The sequence below is a fragment of the Bacillus sp. DU-106 genome (assembly GCF_004799705.1).
In the GTDB taxonomy this organism is placed as follows: domain Bacteria; phylum Bacillota; class Bacilli; order Bacillales; family Bacillaceae_G; genus Bacillus_A; species Bacillus_A cereus.
The window spans coordinates 3398106-3411978 of sequence record NZ_CP026607.1 but is presented as its reverse complement, the minus strand read 5'-3'; the positions used below and the strand labels follow the sequence as shown (position 1 = coordinate 3411978).

The following is a 13873-nucleotide window of genomic DNA, read 5'->3' as shown; positions in this document are numbered from 1 at the left end:
TTGTGGTTTATTTTATGAACAATAGATATTACAGTATTGGCAGTGAGTTATTAATCATTTTAAGCATTAGGGGAGAATGGATTAAAAGTCTAACATCGAATAACGGTTCCGGAATATAGTGTTGCGAAATGATCTCCCATATCCCAAACGGTACTTGCCTGTATATAGCCCTTAAAGCCTTCTGAAGAATAATAAATCTCTTTTGGTATACTTTCTTTAGTTTGGAAATGTGCTTTAGAGTACTTTACATAATGGTTTTTAACAACTTTTGCTTCTGGAACAATAGTGTTTTTTGTTCCAATTTTGGCCTAGCACTAGAAGGTGGTATGAATTTTACATTGTCTTGGTAATTAGGATCTAAGGTGTCAGCTTGTACACTGTGTGACGAAACAAAGGTGCTTAGACTACTTCCCGCGATTAAAGTTGCAAATACTAACTTTGAGAATTTTGTTAATCTACTCATTCTATAATCTCCTTTTTATTATTTTGTAAGGTATCTCCTTACACCTCACAGTCTATATCCACTACAAAAGGGTGTACATACATATTGATAGACAAAATTCTACAAAATACCGCATGTTTTTGGGGTTTATGTATAATAATCCAATGTCTAATAATCTACCAAAAGTAAAAAGGTAGGTCTTATATAAAAGAAAATGAATAATTTATGCAGGTAATGTATATGGAATTATTGTTTAAATATTCTAAAATGAGTTGATAAAGATGTTGGTAGGTTTTTTGGAAAACAAATAATTCCCTAGGTGAAATTTGGAGGGAACATTCTCTGTTAGAGTTTTTATAAGGGAATTCATTTTCGTAGATTCAAAATGTAAAAATAACTAAAAGAGCAAGTGTTTCAATGGGTAAAAAGCTATGTTGAGTCTTTTTTCTCTGTTGGTGGTCGTCTAATCAATGAAATGACGGATGCTTATGATAGTTTGTGTCTAGCAACATTCGTGTATAAACGAATGAATTAAGAAAAGGGTGAAATATTGGATAACTCGAAATGGATGCCTTTAAGTAATGTTGATGATGATGAGGAAATTTGGGTAGGAGCAAGAGTTAGGTTGTACAATGTTGGTATGAATAGAGAAGATAAAGAAAATAATTTCTATGAATATATTATTTCTTATATCTACGACAACACTAACTACTTACAACTAACTAATTTAACAACAGGAAAAGCAGGTTATATTATTTGTGTCATTGAAAAAGAATTACCAAATAATTATGCTTTGGGCAGAACATTAAAGCAAAGAATAGGTTTAGAAAATACCTATTTTAGATTTGAATAATCAACAAATAAGGGAAGCACCAACTCTAAGGTGTCTTCCCTTATTTAATACTTTTTATCAATAATCAATATTAACAGAGCCTAAATAAAAAAGTGAGAAAAATGATAAACACTCTTCTCACTTTCATCAATTAGGGTGGCATATACATAAATATGCGTTTGGGTGGATTTTGGATGAAAAATCCACATGCATAGTATAACAAAAAAATTATGGCTTTTCGCATGTAATATTGCATATGAAAAATAGTAAAGTTTTAAATTTTAATATTAACAACTTATATATATGTGTTACAATGTAATTCTCTAATTTATTTTATTCTCCTATTTAGAATTTATAGTTTAGTGATTCAATAAAACAAAAGTGGTTGTAATAAATAGATAAAACGATGAAATAATACAGTTAGAATGGTTAAAAGGCAGTTAAATATAAGTATTAAAAGAAATAAATTTACTTATTTATGTTTAGTGAATGTATTATGGTAAGAATTTCATCCGATTGGATTAGCGCTAAACTAGATTTTTATCCAAACAAATCCAATAATTATTTTTTAAATGAAGTATATGTTGCATCAAGTTTATTTGGAATAATTCGTAGTCTAATAATTGCTGAATCTAGAAAAATAACATATTCGAAAGGAGGACAGATAAAACTCTGTCTGTGAAAATTAAATCTCTAAATTATAAAGTATGGATAATAGGATGTAATTGTGGTTTCATTTCGAATGGTACCATAAATGAATGTGGAAAAGTAAAGGAGAAAAATTTAAATAAACTATATAAGTAGTAAAAATGAAAAGGAGAAGTAGCTAGTGTTTAATATAAAAGAAAGATTGGGGCAAATAAAGCTTAAAACGAAGTTGTCTATGGCATTTATAGCAATATTAATTATACCAAGCCTTATCGTAGGAGTATCATCTTATAATAAATCAAAAACAGATCTTAATGAAACAATTCTACAATCAGCAAAAGATAATATAAGTATTTTAGATAAGATTGTTGATGATGAATTAGAAAATAAGCATACAGATATCACTCATTTTGCAAAGGTACTCACACAAGGGGATTATAATCCTGAACAATCGCAAAATGTACAGAATAAATTTGATCAATATATACAGTTACATCCAGAGATAGAAACGATTTATACGGCATCCAGTAACAATCAATTTATTCATGCACCTGTTGGAAAAATACCAGAAGGGTTTAATCCGCTAGAAAGCAGTTGGTATAAGGATGCAGTAAAAGCAGATGGAGAGATTATTGTTTCATCTCCATATAAATCAAAGTCTACAGGAAATATGGTAATTGCAATTGCAAAGCAGAATGCAGATAAAAGTGGTGTCATTGGCGTAGATTTGAATATTAAAGATATCGTAAAAACATCCAAAATGATAAAAATTGGGAAGCAAGGATTTGTATCTATAGTTAGTCAAGATAAAACTATAGTTGTTCATCCATCACTAAAACCTGGAGAGAAATTAGATAAAACTTTAGTGGATGAATTGTACAAGACAGAAGATGGAGTAATTACTTATAGCCTCAATGGTGAAGATCGAAACATAAGCTTTAAGACAAATAAAAAAACAGGTTGGAAAATAGCTGGCGTAATGCCTACGAAAGAAATTGAAGAAGCTACCAATCCTATTTTTTATAAAACGCTCACTATAATAGGTGCTTCATTATTGTTAGGTGGAATTGTAATTCTATTCATACTCAAATCTATAATTACTCCACTAAGACAATTAGTCATTTCAGCTCAAAGAATTAGTCAAGGAGATTTAACCGAGAAAATAGATATTCGTTCAAAGGATGAACTTGGTCAATTAGGTGGTAGTTTCAATACAATGGCAGAGTCGTTACGTAATATTATTTCTCAAATTAACACATCTGCAGGACATGTAGCTGCGTCTTCTGAGGAACTAACTGCTAGTGTAGAGCAAGCAAGTGTTGCGACAGAACAAATTACAAAAGAGATGGAAGAAATCTCGAACAGTGCAGAGGTTCAAAATAATGAAGTTGAGTCTGGAGCTGAATTAATTGGTGAGGTAACACGAAATATTCAATACGTAGCTGAGAATGCTTCTGAAGTATCGGCTTCATCCATATACACTAAACAAAAAGCCAATGAAGGTGAACAATTAGTAGAACAAACTGTAACACAAATGCAGTCTATCCATCACTCTGTTTCTCAATCCGATAATGTCATAAAATTATTAGATAAGAAATCACAGCAAATTGGCAGTATATTAGAAGCGATTCAAAATATTGCGGAACAAACAAATTTATTAGCATTAAATGCAGCGATTGAAGCAGCTAGAGCTGGGGAACAGGGGAGAGGGTTTGCAATTGTTGCTGATGAAGTTAGAAAGTTGGCGGAGCAATCATCCGAATCTTCAATGGAAATTGGCAGTTTAATTAAGGAAATACAAGCAGACGTACATGAGACTGTAAAAGCTATGAATGAAGTAGGCGTAGAAGTACAGTCGGGAATTAAGGTTGCGAATGATACAAAACAAAGTTTTTATGAGATTTCAAAATCTGCAAATGATATTGTATCAAAAGTGCATGGTATGGTAGAACTATCAAATAAAATGACAACTGATGCAATGAAAGTTGATACATCGATTGATCAAATAGCTATGGCTGTAAAAGAAAATTCTTCAAGTATGCAAACGATAGCTGGTTCATCTGAGGAACAACATGCTTCTATGGAAGAGATAAATTCTTCAGCAATACAATTAGCACAGATGGCGGAAGAACTTCAAGAGTTAATTGGTGGATTTAAGATTTAAGTTGAGATTCTAGGAGAGAATGCTAGAATCTTGTTACAGAGTGGAAATGAAAAATCTTATAACATAGTAAATAAGTATAATATGTACTCTCTATGCGTATTGAACAGGCAGATAAGCCATTTAAAAACCCTCCATTTGGAGGGTTTTTAAATACATTTACATTAAATTTGTGGTGGTGCACCACCATAATCGCCAACACTATATGAAGGAGCAGGATAATGCCCATGAGTAGCAAGCTGATCTGTTTTAGAAAACTGAAAAATTCCCACCGTTAATACCCCAATAAAAGCAATGCCTGATAATAATAAGCTAATTTTTTTCATTATTTTAACACTCCTTTTGCGATTGATTTTTGTCTTGCTTGATAACAAATATGGAAATAGTCACTTACTTTTTGGTGGTTCTCTAATTGTCTACATTTTGTGGCAAATAATTCGGCGTATTCGACAACATATTCCCATAATTCTTCTTCCTCAAAGTATAAGATTCCTTCTTGAATGATTTTTTCTAATTCTTCCAATGGAATATTTTCGTTTAATTTTTTTAAAATAGAGAAGTGGTGTGTGTATTCTTCGTTATGAATTTCTCTACAAATCTGTAGTCCCTTATCAATGAGTTGGCTGGCCGTTGATTGTTCTCCTAACTTATAATGTTCCTTAGCTTGTAGGAAGATGGCCTTGAAGTGTGTAGGGATTTTCTCTGTTACTTCTGAAAGGTGACGAATAGCTAAAGTAGACATACTTTGATCAGAATACAGCCACCCCATAGTATTTTTTACGTATAACAAGGAATCTTCTTCCCTATTTTTTTGTAGTAAATCAATTGCGCAATGTAGATATTCTTCTGCTTGTTCGTACTGTTTTAAATAGATGCAGCAACCACCTAGCAAACTATTACAAAAGGCTGTTTTTACTTCATAACCTTCGTACTTTGAAAAGATTGCTCTCGATTTATTTGCGTACTCGATAGAAGCGAGATTGTTATAGGTATGGTGATAGAAAGTAGCAATTCTATAGTAAAATTCAGCATGTTCAATTTCATCTGGTATAGCTACCAATATTTTTTCTGCTAGTTTATAATGTTCCTCTGCCTCAGTATAATTAGATATAAAAGTGGAATGAATGGATTTGAAAAAATGATAATAGAATTGTAGAAATTGATCTGTAGGCATATCATAATCGCTAATAGTATCAAAACTATTTTGTTGAATACCAAGGCTATCTGTTAAGACCTTGTAACGAAATTCGAGTAGTGAATAGTATAGTAACAAATTTTGATCCTGATGTTCTTGATCCGGCTCAATGCTTAACTTATTAATTTTTTCATCAATTTTCTTTTTTAGATTAGTAGCTTTTATAACTTGTTGAGATAGCATAGCTCGATACCAGTCGTTCAATAGAGAGGTTAATTGCTCATTTCCCTTTACTGAAACACTCATAATATACGCCCCCATTTTCTAAAAAAATCCTAATCCAATTTAATTATAAACATCATAACAAAATAGAAGAAAAAATGGAGTGATATTACAATATTTTTCAAGAAAATTCATAAAAAACAATCAATTTGTGTCGAATATACTTAGAATAAAACATCCAAAAATTATCAAAAGATGATATGAGTCTTTATACGTTCTATCAGGTGAACTTAGAAACTGTGATTGAAGATTTATGAAATTTCCTTTTCTTAAAACGGATCAATTACATATTAATTTTTAAATTATTTTATCGGATACATATAGTATGTATCCGATAAAATATATAAATCTTGCGTATGTAAATAAGAAGACAATAAAGAAAACAAAAAAGAACTTGTAAGAATTCCTACAAGTTCTTTTTTAGATAATGTAAAAAGGTGAAACAGAACATCTCATTATTTGTAATAGTGAAATTATCTTACTTATGGTTTTGTTTTATAGAAGATGTACTATATAGAAGATTTGTTCTTATTGTTGATTAAAGGCAAATTAAAGACTGGTAGGGAGGAAGTGCATAAAAGAGAAAGCCTTCTTTACTTATTCTGAAAAGATAATTCAAAAAGCAATTTGTGTATAGAATAAGCAATGCATGAATTCATCAACATTGGTGATAATAAATCAGAGAATCAATATATAAGCATGAACTTTAGTGGAATAGCTACAAGAAGGGGATAATTCTATAATAGTAGATATAATTATCAAAATTTTCATCTTAGTTACTTTTCGGGTAGGATAAGTAGAAGAAAATAGGAAGTTTTTCTTTGAAGAAAGCTCTTTTGACAGGAATAGATTTTTTCATAACTAGAACAAATAAATTAATAATCGCATATACTGTATTGTCGTTAAAGCAAGACATTATTTTCTCAGAACAAGGGAATCACTAGAAAAATATGTGATTCCTTTATGCTTAAGTATAATGTCAATAGTTGATTTGAAATAACCGAAGAAATAAAATCTTTGTTAATGGACAATCACATAATTTTAGGTATAGTAGGTTTATAATTTAGACTATAAAAATTAATGTATCTTTTATTATTTTAACCAAGAAGACTCCCTCCATAAGGAACTCACAGCAAGTATGGGGAAGTGGGAGTAGTTCAAAGCATACAATATTGTTTGATTTGGCTAATACATAGATTTATCATCTCAGAACTGGTGTAAGAATTATAATGTTTATACCATTCTATTGTATTTTCTAAAGTCTGTTGTAGGGACCATTTTGGCTGCCAATTAAGATTGAATTTTGCTTTGCTAATGTCAAGATTTAGTAAATTTGCTTCATGAAAATTTATTGGACCTATATTTTCTGCTGTCCAATCCCCGCAGCCCCAAATATCTAGTAAACTGGTCACTAATTTTTCTACTGGAACAATATTGCTTAGGGATGGCCCGAAGTTCCATGCTCCTGAATAAAGGATACCATTATTTATAATTTTTTCTGTAAGGAGTAAATACCCGCTTAAAGGTTCTAGTACATGTTGCCAGGGTCTAATAGCAGTAGGGTTTCTAATAATAATGTTTTTGTTTGATTCTAATGCTCGTATACAATCAGGAATAATTCTATCTATTGACCAATCACCACCACCAATTACATTACCAGCTCGAACGCTTGCAATTATTTTCTTGTGTTGAGAAAAGTTTTCTTCTGAAAAGTAAGAATTTCGATAGGAAGAAATTAAAAGTTCACAGCATCCTTTGCTTGAGCTATATATGTCATGGCCGCCCATAGGGTCAATTTCACGATAACCCCAAGGCCATTCTTTATTTTCATAGCACTTGTCACTTGTCACCATAATTCCTATTTTAGCTGATTCATGTAATCGAATTGCCTCTAGTACATTCATAGTTCCTACAACGTTTACCTCGTATGTTTCTCTAGGATATTCATATGAATAATTAACTAGAGGTTGGGCAGCTAAATGGAATACAATTTCAGGTTTATAATCTGTAAAAACCTTATTTAATTTATTAAAATCTCTAATGTCTCCACGAATATCAATTATATTATTTTGAAGGTTAGTAATGTTAAAGTTATCATTCTTATTTTTAGGATCTAATGAATATCCGATTACAGTAGCACCTAATTCATTCAACCATAGGGATAACCAAGAACCTTTAAAACCAGTATGTCCAGTAATTAAAATTGTTTTTCCGTAAAAAGCATTATTAAAGTTTTGGTTTAACAATTAGTCCACCTCCTTTAGTACCCTATTTTTAGGGGGTTAGGTATAAATGTTTATTATTTTTATACCAATTAACAGTTTTTATAATTCCTTCTTCAATATTAATTCTAGGTTCCCAGGAAAGAGAGTTTTTTATTTTTTGCACATCCGCTTCAGGAACCCATCTTTCATTTGTTCTAGAGGAAATTGCACCGTAATTTGGTCTGGAATTGGTTTTCAAATGTTTGAATAATAATTCTACATAATGTTTCAAGGGGTGAATAGTGCCGCTCCCAATATTAAAAATTTCATTTTGTACAGTAGTATTTTCTACTGCTAGGATACAGGCATCTATTACATTTTCTATATAACAATAATCTCTTAATTGATTACATAAAGTTAAATTTACATCTTTGTTTTGTAATACTCGCAAGATTATATAGCTAAAAATTTTATGCGGCTCTTCGCCTTCTCCGAATATGCCAAAAGGTCTTAATGTTATAAGATTAATATTGTTTTCGCTAGCAATTTGATGGGCGAGTATAGTAGCAGCAGCTTTGGTACTTCCATAGATATCCACAGGAGTTAGTAACATATTTTCATGAATAGGTTCCATCTTGTTACCGTATTCAGAACTACTCCCAAAATTGATGATTTTTTTACAATTCACCAATTTTGCTGCTTGAATAATGTTACAAGTCCCTATAACATTTGTTTCTATAGCATGGATGTAATCTGTATGGGCAGAATTTACACCATAGGCTGCCAGGTGAAAGATATAATCGGGATTAATTTTCTTTATTGCATCTTGTACTTGTTTTTTATCTCGTATATCTATTTCATAGGTTTCAATATATTTTAGAATATCCTTTAGTCTCCAAGAGTTTGATGGTGTTCTTATGAAAAGAACAATTTTTGCTTGTAAATTTAAAAGTCTTCGTGCCAAGTGAGAACCAATAAAACCGTATCCACCAGTAATAAGGAAAGTTTTATTTTTAAATGAAGCAATCATAGTGATAATCTATCCTTTATTAAGATGTATTTTTAGTTGCTGAAATAAATAGATTTATTTTTAAATAAGGAAAGTATCAGTCTTAATTGTGATGAGGGGAGGGGTATTTAAAATAATTTTTTATTGTTGTTGTATCAATTTGATCAGCAAATAAAGAGGAGGAAGGTTTTTGAAAAGTATTATGAAGGGTATGACATGTCTTATTCAATTGTTCAATATAAGGAATGTATATATAATCTAAAACTGCTGGAGGTAATTCTAAAGTTTCGTGTTTCCATAAATCGAACTCATTTGGATTAATAATTTGCATACTTCCAAAATGAAAAGCTATTAATTCATCTTGATCAATAAAAACTTTATTATCTGTTTTGGATATAGAACTGCTATTTAAAATGACATTCCAAGGTGCTGCATCAATACCTCTATGAGTCATGATTTTTATATTAGAAAAGATGTTAGGAATGTGATTTAAATATTTTTGATCACCCCATCTATCCATTTCAACATCATAATGATTATTACAATATTCTAGGCATTTATCTTTCCACCATGTTAAAATTTCTTTACTATTTTGATCGTTTTTGAAGCCTACTAAACCAGCTTGGTATATACCGTGTATGCTTTCAATTTCAGTAGAGCTTCTTTGAGGGCAAAGGAATACAGAGTATTTCCACCACTCATCAAGAATGATATTAGGTGCTGTAAAGAAATACATATCAGCATCACAATATATAATGTGATCAACTTCCGGATAAAGACTTAGGACATGTAGACATAGGGGCGCTTTTAATGTCCAACAATACTCTTGTAAACTTCTATCATTTTTTATACTGAGGAGTTCATGATTTTCAATTTCTTTTACCGGAATTAGTATGGCGTGCTTTAATTTTAATTTCTCTAATATTTGATAAGTTAGATCATCCATACAACAGATCCATACAGTAAATTTAGCGTTGAAATTTTCTAAGGAATAATAAGAGGTCAATCCTTGAATTAATCGTTCTTTACTTATAATCATGGAAAAGTTCATAAAATGATTGGATTGATTCATTTTTCTTCTTAATTGTGAATCTTTATATAAAGTTTGAGCTTTATTTATATCTTTTTTACTTAAAAATTGTTTAGTATCTTTATTGAATTTATCCTTTAATTGCTTTAAAACAAATTGAATTCTCTCTAAATACGGAGTGTAAATATGGTTTAATATATTATTGGGTATTGAAATTTCTCCCAAAGACCAAAGATCAAAATCATTTTCAGTAAAGATAGTAATACATGCAAAATGGTAAACAACTAGTTTGTCGTTTTCAATAAATATATCATTTTTAGTCTTGTCAATTTTATAATCGTTATTATATATACAGTTCCAAGGCGCAGCATTTATACCTAAGTTATTTGAAATTTTTACTTTTGGAAAATATATAGGGATATAATCTAAATACTTTTGGTCTCCAAATTTCCCCTCTTCAGCCTCGGCACTGCACCAATCTATACATTTATTTTTCCACCATCTTACACTTTTTAGTCCATAGAGATCATTCTTAAATCCAATTAGACCAGCCTGATATTTTCCGTACATTTTTTCTACCCAATCACGATCTCTTTGGGGGGTTAGGAAGATAGAATGGTCACCCCATTCCTCAAAAATAATATTAGGGTCAGAGAAAAAGCATAAATCACCATCACAATATAGAATAGATGGTAAATCATAATTGACCAATAAATATTCTATCAAGACAGATTTTAAAGTCCAACAATATTCATTTACTTTTCTTTTTCTCTTAATTGCTTTTAGTTCACGATCTTCTAATTCTTCAACTTGTAAAAGGTTTACATTAATTAAACTCATTTCTTTTAATAGTGAATATGCAAAAGGATCTATACAACAAATCCACAATGTGAATTTTTCTGAGTACTGCATTAATGATTGCTGTAAAGCAATAATTTTCAAGACATACTCACTACCTACAATGACGCAGAAATGATTATTTAGATCATGTTGTTGATTATAGAATTGGGGATTAATTCTTTTTTGAGTATTTTTTTTGGAGAGATTTGAAGCTTTAATTCCTGTTGAAAGTGGGTTAACTATTTTCTCATTAGAGGGGATGTACAATCGAGGTAAACTTATTTTTTTATCATTAGAGTTCAATGCTTATTCAGTCCTCTCCACTAAAATTTATTTGGATTCCAACTTTCATTTACAGTTTTTAAATCTTTAGGTGTATCGACACTAGCCCAAAAGTCATTGTGTTCATAGACGGCGAGCTCATTGTCTTTTATTAAATTTCGAAGAGGATCTTCTTCTAGAACACAATCATCATTATTACTTAAATAATTGAATATTTCTTTGTTAAATACAAAAAAACCGCCATTAATTACTTCATCAAGTAATGGTTTTTCTTTAAAATCAATAGCAATTCCATCTTCGACCGCCAATAGGCCGTATTGACTATTTTTTTTAATTCCAGTTAATGTAGCAATTTTTCCTTTTTCTTTATGGAATGCTATTAGTTGATCAATATCTATATTGGCTAATCCGTCACCATAAGTTAATAAAAAGGTTTCACCCTGTACAAAGGATTCAAGTTTTTTTAGTCTTGCCCCGGTCATTGTATCAATTCCTGTATCTATAAAGTGTATATTCCAATTTTCTAATTTCTGAAGTAGCGTATATTGACTGGTTTTAAAATTCAAACTAAAGTCATTCTCTTTCCAGCTAAAGTCCATAAAATATTCCTTAATTTTCTCACCTTTATATCCTAAGGGTAAAATGAAATCAGAATGTCCATATTTTCTATACCAATTCATTATATGCAAGAGGAGAGGCTTTCCTTGAACTCGAACTAATGGTTTGGGAATGTCCTCTAAAATTCCTTGCATCCGAAGCCCTTTTCCGCCACACAAAATTATGACTTTCATAGATTTATTTCCTTCCTCTCTATATATTTTACTAATTTAAACTATGTAGTTTGTTTGGTAAATGTATACACGGTTGTACCATAATGACAATCAACTAAAAAAAATATGTTAGATTTATAATTCAGATGCTGATTAAACGTGGAGAATACACACTGTAGTTTATCATGAATTATATGTAAATTAGGTTCTTTTAAAATCTATGCTTTAGTTTATTTAATATTAATGAAAGAAATTGCTTGTTCTTAAGATAAAAGAAGGGGAAGGAAATCAAGGGAATTGAAGAAGCTTATAATGAAATATCCAAGAAGACAAAATATAAGATAAAGTATGGAAGTAAGTAGTCGTGAATGCACTACATAAGCAGAATATGCTGATCGCATAAATGATTATACAGAAATCAATAGAAGAATAACAAAGGAAATTAGCCATTTAAAGGAAAATGGAACAACTATTTTTACATTTTATAAATTCAAAAAAGAGCACCGCATAAAGGTGCTCTAGTGATGGAACTAATTTTGTAAAGAACTATTTATTCAATAAAGAAGGACTTACGAATTATTATATGAACGTTTTGTTAATTAAGTGTGTATCAATTAGACAGGAATTTTATTTTTCTACACCTATTTGATTTTACGGGCCAAATCATGTTAAAAGTAAGAAGAAAATTATTAAGTTAATGTTATTTTGTTTAAAATAACATCCCAATCGGAATCATCACCTTCCCATCTATCCTGATAACGTGGGAGTTCAATTGAACAAACCCTCGATATTCCCCAATTTTGTTCAACAATATTAGATATACCCTCCTTGAAATTAACAATAAGAATATTAAAATCCTTATTTGTAATTTTAGATAATACGTTTTGTAATTCAACCGCTTCATCTCGATTTCCCCAAATTCTAATGAATAAAATGGATTCACTACTATTTATTTTTTCAAGGAATCGATTAATTCTAGTGTCTAATTTAGCTTTAAAAGAAGGATAGGTTGATTTCAAATCCTTTTCGGAATTAATAGGAAAATCATGCATTGAAAAACAATTATAATAAGTGTCCTTTATACAGTAGGTAATTCGTTCTGCCCATTTAATTTGATTATCAAATTCTGATTCAATAAGACCGTAACTTTCTGAACCTTCTATAACCATATTTTCCAACTTCATGAATTTTTTAAATCGATTTTGAAGTAATCTGTTTACATCTGAAAGTGATGGATAATAAAACCAATCTAAAGGTCCAGAAAATGTTCTTAAATTGTGTCTTTTGATTTGGTTGGTGACTTGACACAATCCTCCTAAACTTACAATTACGCCATAGGATTTTTGTATATCTTCTAGGTTCATCCTCATCATCCTTTATAAAAGTAATTTAAATTATCTGTTCAGTATATGATGCAATAACATATTGATGTGGACCTATATATCACAGTACATAGAGCTAAGACATTTGTATAAATTTAAAAAGTCAAATACCTAAGTTGAGGGATTTCATCTTTGACGTTATATCATGGAGTTATTATTGGAATGAAAGCTGGTAGGGATATTGCGCCAGAGTTATATATTCTCCAGTAACTTAATTTAGAAACCTGTTCTTGATTACTGTAGTAAAATTGTTGTTCTTTTAAAAGAATCCTTAGATAAAAAAGAAAAATCTATTGGCTAGCATTTAACCAGTAGATTTTTCTTTTCATCTTCATAGTTTTCCTGCCTCTCTTAAAGTTATGATATATAATCTTTTAAAGACTGACACGGTGCATTTTTTTCATAATGCACGCAAAAAAATCAGTTTAAGAATTATGTGAAATCGTGTCAAAAAATTAAAGGTAATTATATATGTATTTAAGATGATATCCATCTGCGTGTATTTTTTAAAATTTTTAGATAAATGCAATGATAATGGCTTCTTAAGAATTAATTTAGCACCTTGTTTATTTAGAAAAGCCCTATAAACCATTTAGTTCATAGTAAAAGTAATATATTTAATATTAAATGTCTTGCATAATGCGATAAAATTTCACAATTTTTATCAATATATACAGAAAAAGGTAACGAAACTTAAGCGATATTTAATACTTTTCATATTTGTGAAGTATGTGAATTTGTTTATTTTAACATCTAAGATGTTAGATGTTGTTTTTTAAACATTACTTATCCGGATTCATGAAAAGTATTTTAATGCATTATTTTTATTTTATATAATAATATTTAGTTTTAATAT

The 13873-nt window shown here is 30.1% G+C and carries 9 protein-coding genes and 1 pseudogene; 2 read left to right on the top strand and 8 right to left on the bottom strand.

The annotated features are described in order from the left end of the window. Window positions 1-89 precede the first annotated feature (89 nt). Window positions 90-463, bottom strand: a pseudogene (locus tag C3Y97_RS17420) (hypothetical protein). A 547-nt stretch (window positions 464-1010) separates the two neighbouring features. Between C3Y97_RS17420 and C3Y97_RS17415 the strand changes: the two are divergent. Together C3Y97_RS17415 and C3Y97_RS17405 are read left to right on the top strand one after the other, a co-directional pair. After that, a complete protein-coding gene (locus C3Y97_RS17415) occupies window positions 1011-1295 on the top strand; it encodes a hypothetical protein (RefSeq protein WP_002024558.1) in 285 nt (94 codons plus the stop codon). 808 nt (window positions 1296-2103) lie between these two features. After that, window positions 2104-4086, top strand: coding sequence for a methyl-accepting chemotaxis protein (locus C3Y97_RS17405; protein WP_000481869.1), 1983 nt, complete (start codon window positions 2104-2106; stop codon window positions 4084-4086). Window positions 4087-4247: 161 nt separating this feature from the next. On the opposite strand, the gene C3Y97_RS27885 is transcribed toward C3Y97_RS17405, so the two are convergent. From C3Y97_RS27885 to C3Y97_RS17375, 7 genes are all read right to left on the bottom strand, one after another. After that, complete coding sequence (locus C3Y97_RS27885; RefSeq protein ID WP_000724107.1) at window positions 4248-4409, bottom strand: hypothetical protein; 162 nt, start codon at window positions 4407-4409, stop codon at window positions 4248-4250. Beyond that, window positions 4409-5524 (bottom strand): Rap family tetratricopeptide repeat protein, encoded by a 1116-nt coding sequence (locus C3Y97_RS17400; protein WP_000116953.1) that lies wholly within the window; start codon window positions 5522-5524, stop codon window positions 4409-4411. Before C3Y97_RS17400 ends, C3Y97_RS27885 begins: the two co-directional genes overlap by 1 nt. Before the next feature lie 1133 nt (window positions 5525-6657). After that, window positions 6658-7746: a CDP-glucose 4,6-dehydratase gene (gene rfbG / locus C3Y97_RS17395; RefSeq protein ID WP_000934347.1), complete on the bottom strand. Its 1089-nt coding sequence runs from the start codon at window positions 7744-7746 to the stop codon at window positions 6658-6660. A gap of 28 nt (window positions 7747-7774) precedes the next feature. Continuing rightward, entirely contained in the window at window positions 7775-8734 is a 960-nt protein-coding gene (locus C3Y97_RS17390) for an NAD-dependent epimerase/dehydratase family protein (RefSeq protein ID WP_000561952.1), read from the bottom strand. 82 nt (window positions 8735-8816) lie between these two features. Then, on the bottom strand, window positions 8817-10886 hold the full coding sequence (locus C3Y97_RS17385; protein WP_001087527.1) for a glycosyl transferase: 2070 nt from the start codon (window positions 10884-10886) through the stop codon (window positions 8817-8819). Window positions 10887-10906: 20 nt separating this feature from the next. Further along, a complete protein-coding gene (locus tag C3Y97_RS17380) occupies window positions 10907-11656 on the bottom strand; it encodes a sugar phosphate nucleotidyltransferase (RefSeq protein ID WP_000864434.1) in 750 nt (249 codons plus the stop codon). A 668-nt stretch (window positions 11657-12324) separates the two neighbouring features. Beyond that, the gene (locus C3Y97_RS17375; RefSeq protein WP_001047153.1) at window positions 12325-12999 is read right to left on the bottom strand and encodes a papain-like cysteine peptidase; all 675 of its coding nucleotides are present in this window, start codon (window positions 12997-12999) and stop codon (window positions 12325-12327) included. Window positions 13000-13873 lie beyond the last annotated feature (874 nt).